At 68.2% G+C, this 19,607-nt stretch carries 17 protein-coding genes and 1 pseudogene; 10 read left to right on the top strand and 8 right to left on the bottom strand.

What is annotated here, in order from left to right:
* Positions 1–22 precede the first annotated feature (22 nt).
* Positions 23–1,366: a preATP grasp domain-containing protein gene (locus ADL29_RS12695; RefSeq protein ID WP_053923773.1), complete on the bottom strand. Its 1,344-nt coding sequence runs from the start codon at positions 1,364–1,366 to the stop codon at positions 23–25.
* Between the two features lie 43 nt (positions 1,367–1,409).
* Entirely contained in the window at positions 1,410–2,369 is a 960-nt protein-coding gene (pip, locus tag ADL29_RS12690) for a prolyl aminopeptidase (RefSeq protein ID WP_053923772.1), read from the bottom strand.
* A gap of 317 nt (positions 2,370–2,686) precedes the next feature.
* On the opposite strand from pip, the gene ADL29_RS12685 reads away from it, so the two are divergent.
* Positions 2,687–3,832, top strand: a complete 1,146-nt coding sequence (locus ADL29_RS12685) for a hypothetical protein (protein WP_053923771.1) — start codon at positions 2,687–2,689, stop codon at positions 3,830–3,832.
* Positions 3,833–3,900: 68 nt separating this feature from the next.
* On the top strand, positions 3,901–5,139 hold the full coding sequence (locus ADL29_RS12680; protein WP_053923770.1) for an MFS transporter: 1,239 nt from the start codon (positions 3,901–3,903) through the stop codon (positions 5,137–5,139).
* On the opposite strand, the gene ADL29_RS12675 is transcribed toward ADL29_RS12680, so the two are convergent.
* The 3 genes from ADL29_RS12675 to ADL29_RS12665 form a co-directional block, all read right to left on the bottom strand.
* Positions 5,129–6,130, bottom strand: a complete 1,002-nt coding sequence (locus tag ADL29_RS12675) for a ParB/RepB/Spo0J family partition protein (protein ID WP_053923769.1) — start codon at positions 6,128–6,130, stop codon at positions 5,129–5,131. The genes ADL29_RS12680 and ADL29_RS12675 overlap by 11 nt on opposite strands.
* A gap of 140 nt (positions 6,131–6,270) precedes the next feature.
* On the bottom strand, positions 6,271–7,431 hold the full coding sequence (locus ADL29_RS12670; RefSeq protein ID WP_053923768.1) for a cytochrome P450: 1,161 nt from the start codon (positions 7,429–7,431) through the stop codon (positions 6,271–6,273).
* A 677-nt stretch (positions 7,432–8,108) separates the two neighbouring features.
* Positions 8,109–8,930 carry a transposase gene (locus tag ADL29_RS12665; protein WP_281181822.1) on the bottom strand — a complete coding sequence of 274 codons (822 nt, stop codon included), beginning with the start codon at positions 8,928–8,930 and terminating at the stop codon, positions 8,109–8,111.
* A 339-nt stretch (positions 8,931–9,269) separates the two neighbouring features.
* On the opposite strand from ADL29_RS12665, the gene ADL29_RS12660 reads away from it, so the two are divergent.
* Complete coding sequence (locus ADL29_RS12660; RefSeq protein WP_053923767.1) at positions 9,270–9,515, top strand: hypothetical protein; 246 nt, start codon at positions 9,270–9,272, stop codon at positions 9,513–9,515.
* Positions 9,516–9,530: 15 nt separating this feature from the next.
* Here ADL29_RS12660 and ADL29_RS12655 read toward each other — a convergent pair whose 3' ends face one another.
* Positions 9,531–10,424 (bottom strand): LysR family transcriptional regulator, encoded by an 894-nt coding sequence (locus ADL29_RS12655; RefSeq protein WP_053923766.1) that lies wholly within the window; start codon positions 10,422–10,424, stop codon positions 9,531–9,533.
* A 138-nt stretch (positions 10,425–10,562) separates the two neighbouring features.
* Positions 10,563–11,165 carry a TetR/AcrR family transcriptional regulator gene (locus ADL29_RS12650; RefSeq protein ID WP_053923765.1) on the bottom strand — a complete coding sequence of 201 codons (603 nt, stop codon included), beginning with the start codon at positions 11,163–11,165 and terminating at the stop codon, positions 10,563–10,565.
* A gap of 146 nt (positions 11,166–11,311) precedes the next feature.
* Here ADL29_RS12650 and ADL29_RS12645 point away from each other — a divergent pair, with 146 nt between their 5' ends.
* The 6 genes and pseudogenes from ADL29_RS12645 to ADL29_RS40900 all read left to right on the top strand — a co-directional run.
* On the top strand, positions 11,312–12,838 hold the full coding sequence (locus tag ADL29_RS12645) for an FAD-dependent monooxygenase (RefSeq protein WP_053923764.1): 1,527 nt from the start codon (positions 11,312–11,314) through the stop codon (positions 12,836–12,838).
* Positions 12,839–13,026: 188 nt separating this feature from the next.
* Complete coding sequence (locus ADL29_RS12640) at positions 13,027–13,272, top strand: VOC family protein (RefSeq protein ID WP_053923763.1); 246 nt, start codon at positions 13,027–13,029, stop codon at positions 13,270–13,272.
* A 125-nt stretch (positions 13,273–13,397) separates the two neighbouring features.
* Positions 13,398–14,045 (top strand): CatB-related O-acetyltransferase, encoded by a 648-nt coding sequence (locus tag ADL29_RS12635; protein WP_053923762.1) that lies wholly within the window; start codon positions 13,398–13,400, stop codon positions 14,043–14,045.
* A gap of 52 nt (positions 14,046–14,097) precedes the next feature.
* A complete protein-coding gene (locus ADL29_RS12630; protein ID WP_053923761.1) occupies positions 14,098–14,493 on the top strand; it encodes a DUF3224 domain-containing protein in 396 nt (131 codons plus the stop codon).
* 121 nt (positions 14,494–14,614) lie between these two features.
* The gene (locus tag ADL29_RS12625; protein WP_053923760.1) at positions 14,615–15,913 is read left to right on the top strand and encodes an erythromycin esterase family protein; all 1,299 of its coding nucleotides are present in this window, start codon (positions 14,615–14,617) and stop codon (positions 15,911–15,913) included.
* A gap of 92 nt (positions 15,914–16,005) precedes the next feature.
* Positions 16,006–16,760, top strand: a pseudogene (locus ADL29_RS40900) (hypothetical protein); the annotation flags it as partial.
* A 619-nt stretch (positions 16,761–17,379) separates the two neighbouring features.
* Here ADL29_RS40900 and ADL29_RS12620 read toward each other — a convergent pair.
* Complete coding sequence (locus ADL29_RS12620) at positions 17,380–18,876, bottom strand: DUF2079 domain-containing protein (RefSeq protein ID WP_053923759.1); 1,497 nt, start codon at positions 18,874–18,876, stop codon at positions 17,380–17,382.
* A gap of 48 nt (positions 18,877–18,924) precedes the next feature.
* Here ADL29_RS12620 and ADL29_RS12615 point away from each other — a divergent pair, with 48 nt between their 5' ends.
* Positions 18,925–19,602, top strand: coding sequence for a response regulator transcription factor (locus tag ADL29_RS12615; protein ID WP_053923758.1), 678 nt, complete (start codon positions 18,925–18,927; stop codon positions 19,600–19,602).
* Positions 19,603–19,607 lie beyond the last annotated feature (5 nt).

Below are 19,607 nucleotides of genomic sequence, written 5' to 3'. Positions count from 1 at the left end.
GCCGTGTGCCTCCGCGTAGGGTTCACCCACCACGAGAGGTGAACTCGCGGGCCAGTCGGGTGCGCAGGTCCTCACGCCTCTCGTGGGTGTCATAGACGAGGCAGAACATGAACGCGGCGCCGCCGTCCTCGTCCCACAGCGGGGCGGTGGACACCAGTGCGCCCAGGCGAGTTGACGGGTCGTAGAGGCAACCGGCTGCCCGCGCGCCCGCGACGAAGTCGGTGACGTGCCGTAGGCCCCACTGCTCGGGCACCTCGTACTCGGCGACGGTCCGCTCGGGATACGTGGAAACGCCGACCAGCCGCTCGGCTATCGCGTCGTAGAGGTGCAGCGACCCGGAGACATGCGCGTTGACCTCGGTAAAGACGATCCGGCCCCGTGTGTCGACAATCGCGTCGGCTGAGAGGTGCCCTCGGTACCCGGTGGCCCGGTATGTCTCGGCCAGCCGTTCGCCCTGCGCCAGCAGGAGCCGGTGCGCCTCCGCCCCGATGTCCGCCGGACGCAGCGGGACCACCTGCACGTCGAGCAGGCGGTCCGCATAGCCGAGGATCCCGGCCCCGGTGTGCGCCACACCGTCGTCGGTGACGCGGTACTCGGCGTATACCGAGACCGCACCTGGCACGTACGCCTCGACAACCACGGGAAAGCGACCGCCCGCCGATGCCCAGCTCCACTGCCGCTCCCAGAACTCCCGCACCTCGCCAGGCCCGGACCCGAGCACGGAAACGTGCCGGGCACCGGCGTGTCCGGTGTCCGCGGTCGCACCGCCGAAGACGATGTGGTTGCCGTTGCCGGAACCGTTGTGCGCCTGCTTCACCACCACGGCGGCTCCGGACTGAGCGATCCGCTCGGCCAACGCCTGCTCTGCCTCGGCGCGGCCATGGCACACCGTACCCTCAGCCACCGCGACCCCGGCGCCCGCCGCGAGCGCGCGGAAGAACGCCTTGGAATTGACCGGTTCGCCACCGCCTTGCGCGATAAACGCGGCTCCGGGCAGCGCGTGGGCGATGCCGAGCGAGTCCGCGAACCGGGCCACCGAGGCGGAGGGCCACAGCGCGAAGACCTCGCTGACCGCCTCCGGGTCCAGCCCGGCGGCTACCGTGCGCAAGAAATCCGGGTCGGTCAGACCCTGCGGATCGAGCAGCCGCCCGCCGTGCCTGTCCGGCGGCGTCACACACACCCGCAAGGTGGACGGGTCCGTGCCGGTAAGTCCGGTTACGTGCGCCACGTAATCAGGGTCCGGCACGGTGGGCAGCACCAGCAGGTCGTGGTCGTTCGCGAACCACAGCACCCGCTGCGCGGCCGCGCTCATGTCGCCGACCCCCCGGATCGTGTCGTCGATCTGGTTACCGAGCAGAATCCTCATGACTGCTCCCAATTTGCTGGCAGGCAGGAGTGACGACGTGGCGTCACGGCAGGTCGGCGTAGCGGGTCGTCGCTTCAAGGATGGCGTCTCGCACGGACGGGCTCGCCGGCGTGTGGCCGACGCCGGGCAGGGTGCGGAATTCGGCGGTGGGCCAGGCCCGCGCCAGCAGCCAGGCCATGTCATAAGGGTTCGCGCGGTCGTCGCGGCCGTGGATGATCACGCCAGGGATGTCCATCAACCGATGCGCCTCGTTCAACACCTGGTTGGGCTCAAGGAAAGCGTCGTTGCTGAAGTAGTGCGTGGTGATCCGGGAGAACTGCAGCACGAAGTCGGGGTCCCCGTAGAACGGACCAGGCCGCCAGCCCGGATCCAGGCTGGAAATGACGTCCTCCCACGCACACCAGTTACTCGCCGCGGCCCGCCGCACCGACTCGTCCGTGGTTTCGTTGAGGAGATTGTTATACGCACTGAGCAGGTCGTCTTCGTTCTCCTCCCCCGCGCCCGCGCGGAACCGCTCCCACTCCGCCGGAAAGTAGCGCCCCATCTCCTGGTAAAGCCAGCGGAGGTCGCCGCGGCGGGCGAGCATCATGAACACCAGCACCATGGCGCGCACCCGCTCGGGGTGCTGCTGCGCGTAGACAAGCGCCAGCGTGCTGCCCCACGACCCGCCCCACAGCACCCAGCGGTCGACGCCGAGGTGTTCACGCAACTGCTCGATGTCGGACACCAGGTGCTGGGTGGTGTTGTCCGTCAGGCGTACCGCCGGGTCGGCCGCGGACGGCGTGCTGCGCCCGCAGTTGCGCTGGTCCATCTGAATAATCCGGTAGCGCTGGGGGTCCCACATCCCCCTCTGTCCGGGGCTACTGCCAGTGCCGGGGCCACCGTGCAGAATCAGGGCAGGTACTCCCAGCGGACTGCCGCTGGCCGTCCAGAACACCTTGTGTCCGCCGCCGACATCGAGGTATCCCTCGTCGTGCGGTTCTGTGGTCGGGAAGTACTCCACGTGTCCGTCCTCCTCACATCAGGCCGTAGGGCGGCGTTCAACTGAGCGCGGCGCTCAGTTGAACGCCGCCAGGAAGCAATTCGACCGCAGCTTCGCAACAAATCCCACAAACCCAGGATTGGCTCTGAGCGCAACGAAACTAACTACGGCGCATCAGGGTGTCAATGGTGAGCTCATTGCACGAATAAACCCCTGAACAATTGCGTTTGACCAGCCGAAGGCCGTGCTGCACAATCGCCAGCACATTCCCACTTGCGCCCGGCCGTCAGATTGCTCCCGCATGCCGGGATATTCCTCCGAATGTCAAGGAAGAGACCGTGAAACTCAACAGCCACAACGAATGGTCTCCACTGAAAGAGATAGTCGTCGGCTCGGCGGAGAATTACGTCTCGCACGACCGTGAGCTGTCGTTCGACATCTTCTTCCACGAGAACTTGTTCCACTCCGCCTGGGCCTACCCCCGGCTGACCCAGGCGACCGGGTCCTCGTTGGAGTCCCGCAGCTACAAGATCAAGCAACGCTACGCCGACGAGCTGCACGAGGACGTGGAGAACCTCGTCGAGACGCTTTCTGGGCTCGGGGTACGGGTACACCGGCCGCTGACCCTCCCGCCCAACCCCGAGCCGATAGCCGGGTTCGGTTGGACCGCGCCGCCGGTACCGCCGCTGAATATCCGGGACAACACGCTCATCATCGGCGACGAGATCATCGAGACTCCTCCCGCGATCCGCTCGCGCTACCTGGAGACCCGCCTGCTCGCCCCGGTCTACAAGCAGTACTACGACCAGGGCGCCAAGTGGACGACCATGCCCCGACCGATCCTCACCGACAGCTCGTTCGACCTGTCCTACGCCCGCGACACCGAGACCACGCTGGGCGGCCCCACCGAGCCCATCGAGGATCCCGCGCCCTCGCCGTACGACGTCGGCCACGAGATGATCCTGGACGGCGCGCAGGTCCTGCGACTGGGCAGGGACCTCATCGTGAACGTGGCCAACGCCAACCACGCGGCGGCCTGCGGATGGCTGGAGCGGCACCTGGCGGACACCCACCGCGTACACCGCGTCCACCGCATGAGCGACAACCACATCGACAGCATGTTGTTGGCGTTGCGGCCAGGCGTGTTCCTGGCCCGCCACGAGGCCATCCGCGACCTGCTGCCGTCCCCGTTCAACACCTGGAAGCTGATCGTCCCACCTGCGCCGGAGGAGGGCCACTTCCCGGTATACGAGGACGACGATCTGATCCTGACCAGCCCTTACATCGACCTGAACGTGCTGTCTGTCGACGAGAACCTGGTCATGGTCAACGAGGCGTGCGTGGAGTTGATGCGCACCCTTCAGAACGAGGGCTTCACGGTGGTCCCCGTACGTCATCGCCACAGGCGTCTGTTCGGCGGCGGCTTCCATTGCTTCACCCTGGACACCGTCCGGGATGGCGAACTGGAGGACTACACCGCCTAATCCACCCAGGCGCACAGCGACAAACGGTGCCGGCGCGCCGTGAGGAGCGCGCAGCAGAGTGAGTTGGAATGGTTTTCGCAAACACGACCGCCTCGCCGGGCACGCGTGGCAGACCGCTGCAGCACCCAGCGTTCCGGTGGTACCTGTTCGGCACTTCGGTGTCTCAGCTGGGCAATTCGGTCGCACCAGTGGCACTGGCATTCGCCGTGCTCAGCTTCTCCGGCAGTACGTACGACCTGGGGCTGGTGCTGACAGCGCGCAGCGTGCCGCTGGTGGTCTTCCTACTCATTGGCGGCGTGGTGGCCGACCGGTTCCCGCGTACGACCGTGCTCATCGTCGCCAACGCGGGGGCCGGGCTGACTCAGGGGGTCAGCGCCTTCCTGCTGATCACCGGCCGGGCAGGGATCGGTGCGCTGGTGGGGTTGGCCGCGCTCAACGGTGCCCTGGGCGCCTTCTCCCTGCCCGCGATGCGGGGGATCGTACCGAGGCTGGTCCAGCCAGACGAACGGCAGCGGGCCAACGCGTTGCTTGGCTTGTCCCGCAGCGCCGCCCAGGTGCTCGGTCCCGCACTGTCCGGCGCGATGTTCGCGGTCGTCGGAGGCGGCTGGGCGGTGGCGGTGGACGCTGCCACGTTCGCGTGCGCCGCGTGCTGCGCGCTCATGCTGCCGCGTACGTCCGCCAAGCCCGCCCGCGGCCGGCGCGGCCCCTGGGCGGACTTGCGCGAGGGCTGGTCCACCTTCCACGGCATCTCGTGGCTGTGGAAAGCGGTGTGCTCGTTGTGTATAGCCAACCTGCTCGTAGCCGGCACGTGGGGCGTGCTCGGCCCCGCGATCGCCGCCACCACGATCGGCGCGGGTGCGTGGGGGCTCGTGCTCGGCGCGCGGGCGGTCGGTCTCTTCCTCACTACCGCACTGGTCTACCGGATACGGATCGCCCGACTGCTGCTCGTCGCTCAGGTGGGCTTCGCCGTCACCGCACTTCCGTTGCTCGCCCTCGGACTGTGGCCGGCCTTGCCGGTCCTCCTGGTGACCTCGTTCGCAGCGGGGCTGGGCTCAGGCGTGTTCAGTCCGGTGTGGCAGACCCTGCTGCAGGATCAGATACCCGAGCATCAGCTCTCTCGGGTATCCGCCTACGACGATCTCGGAGCCTCACTCGCCGTCCCGCTCGGCCAGGTCCTGGCCGGCCCGGTAGCCGGTGCGCTCGGCGAGCAACCCACTGCGGCATGGGCCGGCGTGGCGTTCCTGATCGCCGTTCTGGCACCGCTGGCCTCCCGATCGGTGCGCGAGGTGCGCGCTCTCAGCCAGTGAGCTGGCCATCGAGCTCTTTGGCAAGGGAGCGCCAGGCCCGCGCGTAGCGTTCAGCCAGCTCTGCCACCACCGGCGCGCAGTGCGCCGGAATCGTCTCGACATAGGCCGACCAGTCGGACGCGGGGACCATGTGCGAGTTCAGCCACTGCAGTAGCGCGCGGCCCCGGTTGTTGTATTTCAGCGCCGGATCGCGCTGCAGCACGGCCAGGAGCTGCGACACCTCCCCCGCTGACACCTCGGCGGGCGACTTGCGAGCCAAATTCCTGCGCGACGCCGGCACAGGCGACTGCCCTTTGCGGGTCCGTTCCCGCACGTCGCGGGCGGTACCAACGGAGATGCCGGAGGCGGCCGCGATCTCCCGCAGTGACGCGTCCGGACGGACGGCGATGAACTCGCTCGCGCGCCGCCTGCCTTCTGCTGTGGAAAGCGGCCGTACGCGGCCGTCCCGGCCGACCCGGATGTTCGACTGAAGCGAATCAGCGGTTGCACGCATGCGCACAGACGCGACGGCCTTGGCCGATAGGCCGGTAGCCGCGGCGATCGAGCGGTCCGACCAGTGCGCATGGGTGCGCAGGATCCGCTCCGCAGCCGCGGAGCGCTCGGCTAGTGACAGCGGAAGCCCGTGCGCGATGTTCATCTGGACCGAGATTATGAACGCGTCATCCTCGTCGACGTCGACGAAGCGCACCGCCACCTCGCGGCTCCCCTTGAGTTGAGCCGCGCGTAGCCGGTGCATGCCGTCGATGACGCGCATTGTCCCCCGATGCACGAGGATGGAAGGTAACGCGGAGTCAATGGCCGCCAACACCTTGACGTGTTCTTCGTCATCGCCGCCCATCCGAGGCGAGTCGGCAGGCAGCAACGACTCGATCGGCACCGTGACTGGTGCACCGAAATCCGCGGCTCCTTCCAGGCCGGCGGCCGCACGCAACGCGCCCCCGCGAGGATGTGCCGCCTGCTCCGCAGAGTTGACACCGCTGTCGTAGCTCATGGCAAATCAGCTTTCGAGATAGCTTTCGAGATACTTCGTTCCATAGGGGCGCACTTACGTACTCCGAGGCGATGGCCGGAGCACCCGTTGAGTTCACACATAACAGCCACCGATGCACAGGGCCGAGGCCGCAGGTCGGGCTACTGCCGGAAGGTGACGGGCAACTCGGCAAGGCAGCGCACGGTCGCCGTCGAGCGGCGGGTCGGTTCACCCGCGAGACGGAGCGGCCGAGGGGCTTCCAGCAGTCCGCCCACCAGGGCGCCGATGGCCAATTCGCCGAACATCTGGCCCAGGCAGGCGTGCGGCCCCCAGCCGAATCCGAGATGCTGGTTGGGCTTCCGGTCGAGAATGATCTGGTCAGGAGACGGGAACTGTTCCGGATCGCGGTTGGCGGCGGCCGTGAGCGTCAGCACGGTCTGGCCGGGCTCGATCACCTGGTTCTGGAGGACCGTCCGCCTCATCGCGAAGCGACTCGTGCCCTGAGCGGGGCCGTCGAACCGGATCAGCTCGTGCACACCGGGAGCGAGCAGACTCTCGTCCTGGAACTGGGCAAGTACGTCGGGGCGTTGCAGCAATGCCAGTGCCACATTGCCAGCCGTGGCATACAAGGTGCCGAAGCTTGCGTTGAAGGTAACGGCGGTGGTGTTCCGCATGTAATGATCGGGCACCCTGGCCCGGTCCGCCTCAGCTCTGATCGCTTTCAGGGCTCCCGGACGGTCCTGGGTCTCAAACCACGAGTCGACGATCGCGTTGAATTTCTTCCGCGCTTCATCTCCCGGAGGGACGGCCTGGGGCCGCAAGCCGGCATCCATGCGGTATGCCAGCGCCTCCGAGACCTCGACGTAAGGGCGCAACTCTGGTTCTTCGACACCCATCAGCTCAGCTGTGATGCTCAGCGAAACGGGCGCGGCGACCTCCAGCATCCAGTCGAACTGCTCCTTGTCAAGGTTGCGTTCGAAGATCCGATCGACCCGTCGCCGCGCGCGATTCCCAATGGATTCGGTATCTTGAGCGTGCAGAGTGTTGACAAAAAGGCTTCGCAGCGGCTGTTGGGTCGGCGGGTCGAGTGTCTGGACGCTCTGCTGAAACTCGGGCACCTCCTGTCCCACGCGGCGGCCGTCCCGAGCGAAGAGCTCGTTGTTTCGCAACACTTCTCGGCAATCACGGTACCTGGTCACCACCCACGACTGCATCTGCTCATGCCAGAAAATCGGCTGCCTCTCACGCAGTTTGGCATAGAGCGGATACGGGTCCGCCAGCGTCTCCGGGCTTAACGGGTCGTATTGAAGGGGAAATGCCATGAGTTGCCCTCGCTAGATCTTGAGCCGGTTTATGGTGCTCTCAACTTCGTTTCGTCTCTTACATCCGGGAACGGCCGAAGGCGGGTATCGCTGACCGCGTCGGGCCGGGACCCCCTAACCCAAGCGCCCCTCGACGTCTGCTTCGGCCTGGATCACGGCTAGGACCTTGTGCCTGGTTCCGCCCGCCGACCAGCGTCGACGCCGGTCATTAGATGGTCTTCCGCGAATTGAATGGACGCCCCTGGAAGACTTTGGGATGGCGAACTTCGGCAGAGAAGCCGGAAGCATTCATTGCGGCAGCTTGATGCTCTGATTAATGAGACCCGTCGAGGGAAGGATAAGCCCGATCGAGCTGCACCTAATGCCCGGATACGGCCCCGAACTCTGCAGCACAGACAACGCCAACCCCGCATCATCCGCGCCCACTTCAGAGCCATCGGGCGCCCTTTGCCCTCTCGAACGCCGTCGCCGTAGCAACGTGCCCCGCGATGGGCAGACACAATCTGAACAACGACATGCGGACGACGCGGTCGCCGCGAGCGGCTCGTCCTGCAGAAGAGTGGGACAGGATCTGACCGCGGATCGAGTAACCCCAGCAAGCCTCCCTGTTGCTGCAGTTAAGCAGACTCCGTGGTCTCGTTCACCGAGCATGCATCGCACCTCCGGGCAGTACAATGTCACACGTCGCATATCACTACAGTGCAACTCCATAAATGTGATCCACTACACAACGGGGGCGCTCGGGCCTGGTGGCCGAAGGAGAGCGGGCACCGGTAGCCCGCGAGCCAGGCGATGAACTCATAGGTGCCGCCGCCAGAGCCGGTGCGGATCAGGGTCTGCCGTCCGCGCCGGTAGGGCTTGGGCAGCTGAGCCAGGGCCAGTTGCGTGGCGGTGATGTGGTCGGCTGACGTGTTGGAGCCAGCGTTGCCGGGCCGCAGCAGGCCCACGAGCGGCTCGCCGGACCCGCCCCGGCCGTGGTCGACGAACCCCATCAGCGGATGGTGGCCGAAGGTCTTCTTCCAGGTCGCGGCGGCGTCCTGCTTTTCGGAGTGCGCGAGCACGAGGATGCCGTCGATGTCCACGATCATCTGCCCGCCCGAGTCCGGCGCCGCATCGCCAGCCAACTGCCCGACACGTTCGCACACTTCGGCGCAGGCGGTGCGGAGCGCGGCCAGGACCCGCTTGCCGCCCGACGCCAGACTGCCGACCAGGCGGGAGACCGTCGGGTCGGAGGCCACCGGCCCGAAGACGGTCGGCTCGGCCCGCAGCATCCCGACATCAGCGAGACAGTCCCCGCCGAGCGCGACCGCCAACGCGACGTCCAGGAGGACCTTGCCCGGGTCGTGGACGGCCCGCGGCTTCCGCCACGGCTCAAGCGCCGCCGATATCGCTGTATCCAGACCGGTCTTGCGGACCGTCTCGACCAGCAGCACCGCACCGGCCTGCGAGACCACCCCACGGCCCCCGCCCTCGACGCGGACACGTGGGTAGGACCCGATACGCTTGTCGGGTAGCCCCGGTGCATTGTTCCGTCCGTGCCCGCCGCAAACAGGCGGCAGTCGAGGCATACGCCACTTACCTCGTCCCGCACGCCGACCACCTGCTGGACGCGGCCCGCCACACCCTCGACGAGCTGCCGCCCGCCCAGCACATCGCCGCCTACAGCCCCGAAAGCCTGCCCGTCCTGGAAGCCGCCGCCCTCGCCTGTCAGGGTCGGCCAGAGGCGCGTCCAGGATCGGTCTCTGCATCCGTGGGCTGGGCGCCTATCTTGGTGAAGCGATCCTGTTCACGGCCGGAGGGTACTGGACCGCTCCGAGCATGAGGGAGATGACCCTGCCGTGATCGTCGACCCCGTGCACAAGGCCGGGCCGGTCTACGTGTGCGACATCGTCCGCCGCGCCCTGGACGAAGGAACGGGCGAGGTGTTCGCCGAGGAGCACGGGTGGCTGCAGATCGCCGCGGATGCGCAGAGGGAGAAGGATCCCGCCTGGCGGCCGGTGAAGGCTGAGGACGGCGTGGAGCGGCCTGAGACTGGGCGGGCGCTCCCAGGGACGTCGACATCTGCTCCGCGGGCGCGTCGTTGACTGCGCCAGGAGCGTCTATGTCCCGGCACTCTGGTGCGACTTCGTGGCCGCGTGGCTGAAAGCGCGGATGAGCGGGCTCTCGTCGGCGGTCCGCCATACCAGGCCCCAACGTACCGGTGGCATGTCTCGGACGGGGATGAAGGCGAGGCCGGGCCAGGGATAGAAGTGAGCGGCATCCCGTGCCACACCCAGAACGCCGTGTCCGGCCGTGACGAGGTCGAGCGCCTCGTGCCAGGTGGAGGGCCGCCGCGGAGCGCGGGCGATCGGGCGGCCGGAAGGAGTGTGGAACGGTTGGAACGCCGCTTCCATGGAAGCGGGGAGCCGCCCGGGCAGGAACGCGCAGTGGTCGCCGAGGTCCTCCACGCAGATCGACTCGCGTCCGGCATAGGGATGGCCGGTCGACACCATCAGGAGGACGTCCGAGACGTGGACGACGGGGCCGACCGTCAGATCTGGCTCGTCGACGGGCAAATACACCAGCGCCACGTCGGCATCGCCCGAGCGCAACAGGTCCAGCGGCGCGGGTGGTTGGACTTCCCGGTGGCGCAGGTTCACGTCCGGGTAAGTGGATTCGAACAGGTCGAGGACGGGCTTGATGGTGCGCGCCATCGGCCCCATGGTTCCCAGCGTCAGCGTCCCTGACACGGCGCCTGCAGCGGCGCGTGCCTTCGCGATGCCCTCTGCGATCTGCCGATAGCCGGCTGACAGGTCCTGCCGGAGCTGCTCGCCCAGCACCGTGAGCCGTACGTTGCGGCTGTTGCGCTCGAACAGCCGCCCGCCGACGCGGCGCTCGGCCTTACGGATCGACTGGCTGACCCTGGCCGTGGCGATGTGCAGCCGCTCGGCCGTCCGGCCGAAGTGCAGTTCCTTGGCGAGCGCCAAGAAGATCTCGATGTCCCTGAGCTCCATCACCCCTCCCCCGAACGTAAACCTATCGCTTAACGCTGCGTTGCCGGACTCCTCGTTGCCGCCCCCGGCTTCCGCCCAGCAAGCTGTTCCCCTACTCCCTGACCAGGGGGGCGAAGGGGGATTTCGTGATGGACGTGATCACGATCGGCGGCGGACCGGCCGGCTTCTGGGGCTCATTCCGGCGAAGACTGCTCGTAGGACAGAGTCGATGTAGTCGTCCGTGACCGGCTGCTGCGTGATCAGGAGTCGGTAGTACAGAGGGCCGGACAGGATGTCGAAGGCCAGGTCGAGGTCGAAGTCGGGCGCGATTTCCCCCTGCTCCTTGGCCGCCTTGAGGCGTGCCAGGGTGTCGGCGGTCTGCGGCTCGATGAAACGCCGGTTGAGCGCGGCGGCGACCTCGGGATCGTGCTGCGCTTCGCCGATGAGGGCCCGATACAGCGGACCCCAAGGGGGGTGGGCCAGCAGCTTGACGGCCTTGGTCATCGTCTCGCGCAGGTCGGCAACGACGTCGCCGGTGTCGGGGTGGCTCAGACCTTCGGTGTTCAGGCTGAGGACCGCGTCGAGGAAGAGCAGGCCACGGGAGCACCAGCGGCGGTAGACCGTGTGTTTGCCGACGCCGGCCCTGGTCGCGACCGCCTCGATGCTGAGCCTTGCATAGCCGACTTCCAGGGCCACGTCGAGTGCGGCCTTCATGATCGCTTCGGTTCGGCTGTCGTGACGACTGGCGCGGCTATCGGTCATGACACCACCCTAGCGGCACGGCACGTGCCGTATTGACAGAAGGCCGCCTGTTGATCACACTCCCGATTTCGACACGGACCGTGCCGTGCCGTGCGGATCAACCTACCGAGTCAGCCATCGAAAGACTGCGAGAGAAGTGGCCAGTGATGGACGCCGATGTGATCGTTGTGGGCGCCGGCCCGACCGGCCTGATGTTGGCCGCTGAACTGCGTTTGGCCGGTGTGCGACCGCTGGTGCTGGAGCGAGCGCCGCAGCGCCGGAACACCCCCAAGGCCGGTGGCCTCGGCGGGCAGATCCTCCAACTGCTGCGATACCGCGGCTTGTTGAAGCGCTTCGCGGCGGCCTGCACCGACCCCCTCCCGGCTCCCCGGTTCCCGTTCGGCGGTGTGCATCTGGACCTCACCCGGCTGACGGATCCGCCGATGCACGCCCTCCCGCTGCCGCAACCTCGGCTTGAGCGACTGCTCGAGGAGCGCACCGGCGAACTCGGTGCCGACGTCCGCCGTGGACACGAGGTGGCCGGGGTGAGCCAGGACAACGCCGCAGTGATCGTGGATGTGCGTGGCCCGGACGGGCCGTACCGGGTGACCGGCCGCTACCTGGTGGGGTGCGACGGTGCACGCAGCCGGGTCCGCGATCGGGCCGGCATACCGTTCCCCGGCACCACCTACCCGGAAGTCAACCGGCTGGCCCAGATCGCCTTGCCCGACACGGTGACCGTGCTCGGTAGCGGCGATCTCGACGTTCCCGGTTTCGGTGCGATCCGCGCCGGTTTCACTCGGACCGGCCAGGGGCTGTTCGGGCTCGGTGCGTCGCCGGACTCCAAGGTCGTCTCCCTCTACACCATCGAAGACGAGAGCACCGAATACGACGACGACATCCCCATGACCGTGGCCGAACTTCAGGGCAGCATCCGCCGCGTGCTCGGCGCGGACCTGCCCTTGGGGGAACCGCTTCGGCTGTCGCGGTTCACCTTCAAGGCCCGGCAGGCCGAGCGCTACCGGGACGGACGGATCCTGCTGGCCGGCGATGCGGCGCATCTGTTCCCCGCCACCGGCGTGGCACTCAACGCCGGCCTGCTCGACGCGGTCAACCTGGCCTGGAAGCTGGCCGCCGACGTCCACGGCTGGGCACCGACCGGTCTGCTGGACACCTACCACGACGAACGCCATCTCGCCGGGGCCCGCACCATGCTGCACACCCAAGCCCAGGTGGCGCTGCGGCGCGGACACGACCCGGCCGCCGAAGCGCTTCGCGAGGTCCTCCAGGAACTGCTCGTGGACGAGCAGCCGTTGCGCCGTATGGGAGCTCTCGTCGCCGGATCCGACATCCGCTACCCGATGCCCGGCGCCCACCAGCACACGTTGGCGGGCACCTTCGCAGCCGACCTCACGCTGCACACCGGCCAGGGCACCACCAGCGTGGCCGAACTCATGCACACTGCACGACCCCTCTTCCTGGACCTCGCCGACCGCCCGGAGCTCCGCGGGACCGCCCAGGAATGGCAAGAGCGCGTCGAGGTCCACACCGCCAGAACCGACGATCGGCCGACCGACGCCCTGCTGATCCGCCCGGACGCCCACATCGCCTGGGCGGCGACCATCGACGAACCAGCCGACAGCGCCGTACCCGCGCTGCGAGAAGCGCTCAGCGGTTGGTTCGGCACTCCCTGAGGACGACAGCCGATCACCGATGCCTGACGTTTCCGGCGCGGATGCCGCCTGTGCCCGACGATCCGACCGCCACGCGCAGCCTGCCGCGAAACGCGGCGGCCACTGACCCGCCCCACCGACGATCACGCCCGACCGCCTCGCCCACCAGCGGCGACAGGCCCCGCGAAGAATCCATGAGGAGAACCGCCTTGCAGATCACCGCATCCACCGTCTCGCTCACCGTCGACGACGTCGCCGCGTCCCAGCGGTTCTTCACCAGCCACCTCGGCTATGCCGAGCAGGCCGTCGCCGAGGGTGTCGACATCACCATGCCACTGCGTGAAGAGCCCTGGGGTGAGCGGCTGTTCCAGATCAAGGATCCGAACGGAGTTGTCATCCAGTTCGTGGAGTGGGCCACCCCTTCCACCCCTCCCACCCCTTCCGACCCTGCCTGACCACTCCGCGCGAAGCCGGGGGCGACACCACGCCAGCTGGCCATGCGCATGAATGCCACGTCTTTCACCACGGCCCGACATCCTCCACGCCAACCGTCATTCCCACAGCAAGGAAGCACTTCGTGATGTCTCCTGTTCCCGCCGACCCGACCGTGGTACATCCCATGCCCCAGCAGCCGCGGGTGGTGCTGCTCAAGCCGCTGATCACCTCGCCGCTGATCGAGGTCGGAGACTTCTCCTACTACGACGACCCTGATGACCCGACCGCCTTCGAGACCCGCAACGTGCTCTACCACTACGGGCCGGAAAGGCTGGTCATCGGGAAGTTCTGCGCGCTGGGCGAGGGTGTGCGGTTCATCATGAACGGCGCCAACCACCGCATGGACGGCCCCTCGACGTTCCCCTTCCCGATCATGGGTGGTTCCTGGTCCGAGCACTTCGACCTGATCACCGGTCTGGCCGGACGAGGGGACACGGTGGTGGGCCATGACGTCTGGTTCGGCTACCGGGCCACGGTGATGCCCGGGGTCCGGATCGGTCACGGAGCGATCATCGCCTCCGGCTCCGTCGTCGTCGAGGACGTCCCCGACTACGGCATCGTCGGCGGCAACCCCGCCCGCCTCATCCGCCGCCGCTACAGCGACGCCGACACTGCCCGCCTCCTTGCCCTGGCCTGGTGGGACTGGCCGCTTCAGCACCTCACCGAACATGTCCGCACGATCATGTCCGGCAGCATCGACGACCTGGAGAAAGCCGCGCCCCCGCTCCGGTGATCCACTCGCTTCCCCGCACGTCACCGTCCCCACATCCCAGAATCGAGCCATCATGACCCACCAGCAGGTGGAACGCACCGTCAAGGCCACCTTCAAGATCGTCGAGTACGACGAGAGCGTCTACGACGAGCGCGCCGACGGCCCCAAACTGACCCGGGTCACGATCCGAAAGCACTACCAGGGCGTGATCGAAGGGCGAGGTGTCGCCGAGGTGCTCACGGCTCAAGGCAGCGCCGGCGGTGGGTACGTCGCCTCGGAGCGCATCGAAGGCACCCTCGACGGCCGCCAGGGCACCTTCGTCATCCAGCACTGGGGAGTCGCCGACGGAGCCGACCAGAGCAGCGAGGGAAGCATCGTCCCGAACTCCGGGACGGGCGAACTCGCCGGGATCGCCGGTCGCGCCATGGAGCGCACGTATCAAGAACTCACGCTGGCCTACACGTTGTAACAACAGAAGACCCGGCCCCTGACTCGCGGGTTGCTGCCCACTCTCCGGATGGCATTCGACGACCCACGAACCCTGCGACTCCCGTTTCAGTTTTCCAGCACTCCGGAATCGAGCTGACAGCATGCCTGCTTCGCCGCCCCACAACCCGTTCGCCGACTGGCTGCGCACCCACGCCGTCCCCCTCACCCACCTCGACCCCGAGGCGCCGCTCGATGAACTGGAGCCGCTGCGCGCCATCGTCGGCGCTGCCCGCGTCGTCGCGGTCGGCGAAAGTTCCCACTTCATCGACGAGTTCGCCCTCATGCGCGAGCGCATCCTGCGGTTCCTCGTCGAACGCTGCGGCTTCACTGCCCTGGCCTTCGAATACGGCTTCAGCGAAGGCATCCCGCTCGACGCCTGGGCTCAGGCGGACGGAACGGACGACGAACTGTCGGCCCACCTCGCCGCCGCGATCCCCGTGGGCGTGGACGAACCGCTGCGCTGGATCCGCCGGCACAACCGCACCGCCTCACCACCAGTGCGCTTCGCCGGCATCGACATCCCCGCGGCCGGCGGATCCCTGCTTCCCGCCCTGGCCCCGGTCGCCGACTACCTGCGCCAGGTCGACCCCGAAACCCTGCCCGCGCTCCAGACCGCGCTGCAGATCGCTGAATCGTTCGCCCGCGGCTCGGCTGCCGATGCCGCGCCCGCGTGGGCGCGCCTGTCCACCACTGAACAGGACACCCTCACCGCGACCCTGACGCGCCTGCTCATCCGGTTCCGCTCCCTCGAACCGCTGTATGTCTCCCGTAGCGACCAGCACGGCTACGACATCGCCCTGCGCCGCCTCGAAGGCGCCTGCTACGCCGACTACACCTTCCGCGCCATGGCCGATCTCTTCGTCGGCAAGGGGCTGACCGCCGACACCTCGGCCCGGGATGTCTACATGGCAGAGTCGGTCCTGTGGCACCTCGAGCGCCTCGAACCGGGGGCCCGCGTCGTACTGGTGGCGCACAACGCCCACATCCAGAAAACGCCGGTCTCCTTCAATGGCCACCTCACCGGGCTCCCCATGGGACAGCACCTGCACCGCGCACTCGGGGACGACTACGTCGCCCTCGGCCTGACGAGTACCACCGGTCACACCGCGGACATGCCGCGTGACGAGAACGCGCGCTTCGGTTTCACCATCGAGGCCACGGCGCTGGAGCCGCCCGAGCCGGGCAGCATCGAAGCCGCCTTCGCCGAGGCCGAACTCCGGCTCAGCATCGCAGACCTTCAGCAGGCCCGCCGGGAGGCCGGTGGGAGCGTCGGCCTCGCTCCGGGCCCCGACCGCATCCGGATACAGAGCGCCTACCTGCATACCCCTGTCCTGGAGGCGTTCGACACCATCGTGCACACCCCGACCTCCACCGTGTCCGCCCACCTCGAGAACCTGTGAACCTCATGGAGATCCGCACAACGGAGGATGGTCTGGTCCGGGGCTATCGGCCGGCCCTTGGGGTCAACCGCTTGCGAGCCCTGCTCGATTCCCTCGCCGCCGACCTCGCCGACCTCGCCGACCAGCACTACCAGCGCGAACCCGAGCTGACCGACGGGGAACGTCAGCTGTGGACCGAGATGGCCCAGGCCGCGCAGCGACGGGGCGAGCTGAACCTGATCGAGTCGTGGTACGCGGCCGACGGCCGACGCATCACACTCGCCTACCTGGCCAAGGACGACACCTCAACCGTGATCGCCCTCGCCGGAGACCCGGACGCGCCGGGCTGGGAAGTGATCGGGCACTACCTCAACGAGTACTCGGCTGGGCAGGCGCTGCCGCGAGCAGTCCCGCCCGGAGTCCTGCGCCCGGACGCCTCACGGTTCAACCGCCCAGCACCCGCGCCAGAGGTGGCCCTGCAAGAGCTGCTCCAGAACGTGGTCGAGGCCCGCGCCGCCGGGGATGTCTCCGAGGCGCTGCTCAGCGCCACGCAACAGGGATACGACGCCGGCCCGATGGTCCGCCTGCAGGAACTCCTCTATACGGTGGCAAGTTCGCGTACGCCCTGGAAACCGCGCAGGGCCGGCAGGTCGCCGCCCGGCTCCACGCCCTCGACAGGCAACTCGACTTCCTCACCCGCGAAGTCCGTTCCGCGGCCGAGGACCTCGGCGCCACCATCACCGTCCTGCCACCGCACCGCACCCCGCGCCCTCAGTTCGTCAACGCTCCCGCGCGGCCGGCACTCGACACGACGCCTCCCTCCGGCCCCGCAGTGTCCGCGCCCACCGGCGCCGCCCGCTCCCGCTAGCACCCCGAGCGCAGGGGTGACCCGATCACGGAAAGCACCCCGTTCGCATTGGCCTCCACCACCCGCCGCTCCCACAACGGCTCCGGTCCGCTGTTTCGCCAGAGGTATGTCGCCCGCCTGCTGGTGGGAACCCTGATCGGCCGCCTGCCAGGTGGCATGGCGCCCGTCGCGATCCTCCTCCTGGTCGCCGACCAGGGCGGATCCCTGGGCTCTGGTGGCCGTTGATCTTCCAGCAGTGGGACTGCGGCCCGCTGCTGCCGCCCCGGCCCGAGGGCGCTCCCTCCCCCGAACCCGACCGGACCGAGCGCAAGAGCAGCTCGAAGCCGCCGTCGGCGCCGGTATTCGCCGTTGCACCGCAGGACAGGACTGCCAGCCCGCCCGCACGTGCTCAAGCCCGCCGAGGGGCACGCCGCCGAGCCGGTCATGAGGCGCGCGGCGCGGTGGGGGTTGAGCCACCCGGGCGCCCTGCGCTGAGGGCCACCGCAGCATCACGCTCATCCCCCGACCACCACTCCGCGTAGAGGCCGTGCACGGGGCCGCGCACCCTGGAGGTCGTGCTGGTGAGTGGCGAGGTGAGGTGGATGGCGGTATAGCGGTGCTGCCGGTCCTGGGTCCGCCGTCATCGGTAGGCGAGCCGGTAGAGCTGGATGCCGGATCGCTCCATGACCAGGCGGTAGCCGAGTGAAGGAATCTCCGGCTGGCGGGGCAGCTCCCATGGGAAGCCCGGCATGCCGCCGCGGGCGGGGTCGCTGATCAGCAGCCATTCCGGTTTGGTGCCGCTGTCCAGGGCCTGCGGGAACCGGTAGACGTGGGCCCGCGAGGTGAGCTGCGGAGCGAGGTAGTTGACGGCTCCGATTTCGGCACCGTCCGGCACGGCGGCCATGACCTCGCAGGCCGCGCCGGCCCAGGGGCTGGGACGCCACGCGGGGCCGGCCAGGTCCCGCAGCGGCAGGAACGGAAGCGCCAGCAGGCTCGCCGCGACACTGACAGCCACGGCCCGGGTGACGAGTCCGGTCCGGTTGAGCCTGCCCAGTGCGTCGGCGAAGGCGAGGAAGATGATGGGCATCACGACGGCGCTGTAGTGGTGGTCCAGCCCCCAATAGGCCGGGGTGGTCGACCAGAAGCGCCAGGCGAGGGTGGGCAGCGCGAGGACGATCAGCGGTGAGCGCAGGGCCAGGAATGCGGTCGGGGCGAGCAGCGCGAGCAGCGTGCCGAGTTTCTGCGGCGGCAGGAGCAGTCGGGTGATGGGATTGCCGCCCGTAGCCTGGGTGGCGGTGTGGAGGTAGGCGTAGTGGCCGTCGGGGCTGAACGCGGGGATGACGACCAGCACGATCAGCAGGCCGGACAGCACGCCGTAGGCCAGTACGGCGGTACCCAGTAGTCGGCGACGGCCGGACAGCAGGATGTAGAGGCCGATCGCTGCGACGGTCAGTGGCAGATCTTCTTTGACCAGGATCAGTGGGAGTGCCCAGGCTGCGGCGGGGCGCCACTGGCGCAGGGCCAGGTGTTCCAAGGAGAAGGCGAGCAGGGGGACCGCGAAGGCTATTTCGTGGAAGTCGAAGGCGACGGCTTTCTGGAGGCCCCAGGACAGGCCGTAGGCGATGCCGATCGCGGTGCCGAGCCGTGGGGTGGTGGTGCGGATCGCCAGCCGGGTGACTGGGATGACGGACACGGCGAGCAGCGCGGCCTGGGCGGTGAGGAGGGTCAGCGGGGTCGGGAAGAGCCGGTAGAGCGGGGCAAGGGTGGCCAGGATCGGGTGGAAGTGGTCACCGAGGAGGTGGTAACCGGCGCCCTTGAGTTCCGAGACCGGGGTGCGTAGCTCGGCGTAGGCGCGTACGGCTTGCTCAAAGATGCCCAGGTCGTAGCCGGTGGAGCGGAGCTGGAGGTGCTTGGTGACCGACAGGGCGGCGTAGGCGGTGAAGAACAGTGCTGCCAGCAGGTGTGGGCGACCCACGCGCCGCCGCTGGACTTCGCCACCGCGGGGAAGCACCGGGGCCGCGGACGGGCGGCGGAGGCGAGGGCGGAACAGGGCGAGGGAGGACACCGGGCACTCCTGGCAGGACGCGGACAGGGCGTCCACCGTCAGCCAGCCGGCATGAAGCAGCGATGAAGCCACATGAAGCGATCTTCATGTGGAGAGAGGGGCGCATGGCACGATTGCGGCATGCGCGTACTGGTGGTCGAGGACGAGGAGCGCCTCGCTTCCGTGCTCCGTCGCGGCCTGGAGTCCGAGGGCTACGCCGTCGATGTGTGCCATGACGGCCGCCACGGCCTGTGGATGGCCAGGCAGCAGCCCTACCAGGCGATCGTCCTGGACATCATGCTCCCCGGCCTGGACGGGTACCGCGTCTGTGACCAGCTGCGACGCGAGGACATCCGCACCCCGGTCCTGATGCTCACCGCCAAGAACGGTGAGTACGACGAGGCCGAGGCCCTCGACACCGGGGCGGACGACTACCTGACCAAGCCGTTCTCCTACGTGGTGCTCCTGGCCCGGCTACGGGCCCTGATCCGCCGCGGCGGACCCACCCGCCAGCCTGCCGTGCAGATCGGCGACCTCTACCTCGACCCGGCCACCCGGCGATGCCGCCGCGGCGAGACCGAGATCGAGCTCACGGCCAAGGAATTCGCCGTCCTCGCCCACCTCGGGCTCCGGGCCGGAGACGTGGTCAGCCGCGCTGACCTGCTGGAACAGGTCTGGGACGCCCATCACCAGGCCGCCAGCAACATCATCGACGTCCATATCAGGGCCCTGCGCCGCAAGATCGACATCCCGTTCGGCCGCTCCACCATCCACACAGTGCGTGGCGTCGGCTACCGGCTGGTCGACGATGACCGGTGATCGGT

Source organism: Streptomyces chattanoogensis, assembly GCF_001294335.1.
In the GTDB taxonomy this organism is placed as follows: domain Bacteria; phylum Actinomycetota; class Actinomycetes; order Streptomycetales; family Streptomycetaceae; genus Streptomyces; species Streptomyces chattanoogensis.
The sequence above is the reverse complement of the archived record's forward strand: the minus strand, read 5'-3'. Positions and strand labels throughout refer to the sequence as shown.

Bases quoted from the DNA above. Each gene is read 5' to 3' on its own strand.
- ADL29_RS12695 (WP_053923773.1), bottom strand. From the start codon at position 1,366: ATGAGGATTCTGCTCGGTAACCAGATCGACGACACGATCCGGGGGGTC.
- ADL29_RS12630 (WP_053923761.1), top strand. From the start codon at position 14,098: ATGACCCACCAGCAGGTGGAACGCACCGTCAAGGCCACCTTCAAGATC.
- ADL29_RS12625 (WP_053923760.1), top strand. From the start codon at position 14,615: ATGCCTGCTTCGCCGCCCCACAACCCGTTCGCCGACTGGCTGCGCACC.
- ADL29_RS12680 (WP_053923770.1), top strand. From the start codon at position 3,901: ATGGTTTTCGCAAACACGACCGCCTCGCCGGGCACGCGTGGCAGACCG.
- ADL29_RS12670 (WP_053923768.1), bottom strand. From the start codon at position 7,431: ATGGCATTTCCCCTTCAATACGACCCGTTAAGCCCGGAGACGCTGGCG.
- ADL29_RS12615 (WP_053923758.1), top strand. From the start codon at position 18,925: ATGCGCGTACTGGTGGTCGAGGACGAGGAGCGCCTCGCTTCCGTGCTC.
- ADL29_RS12655 (WP_053923766.1), bottom strand. From the start codon at position 10,424: ATGGAGCTCAGGGACATCGAGATCTTCTTGGCGCTCGCCAAGGAACTG.
- ADL29_RS12645 (WP_053923764.1), top strand. From the start codon at position 11,312: ATGGACGCCGATGTGATCGTTGTGGGCGCCGGCCCGACCGGCCTGATG.
- ADL29_RS12650 (WP_053923765.1), bottom strand. From the start codon at position 11,165: ATGACCGATAGCCGCGCCAGTCGTCACGACAGCCGAACCGAAGCGATC.
- ADL29_RS12675 (WP_053923769.1), bottom strand. From the start codon at position 6,130: ATGAGCTACGACAGCGGTGTCAACTCTGCGGAGCAGGCGGCACATCCT.
- ADL29_RS12635 (WP_053923762.1), top strand. From the start codon at position 13,398: ATGTCTCCTGTTCCCGCCGACCCGACCGTGGTACATCCCATGCCCCAG.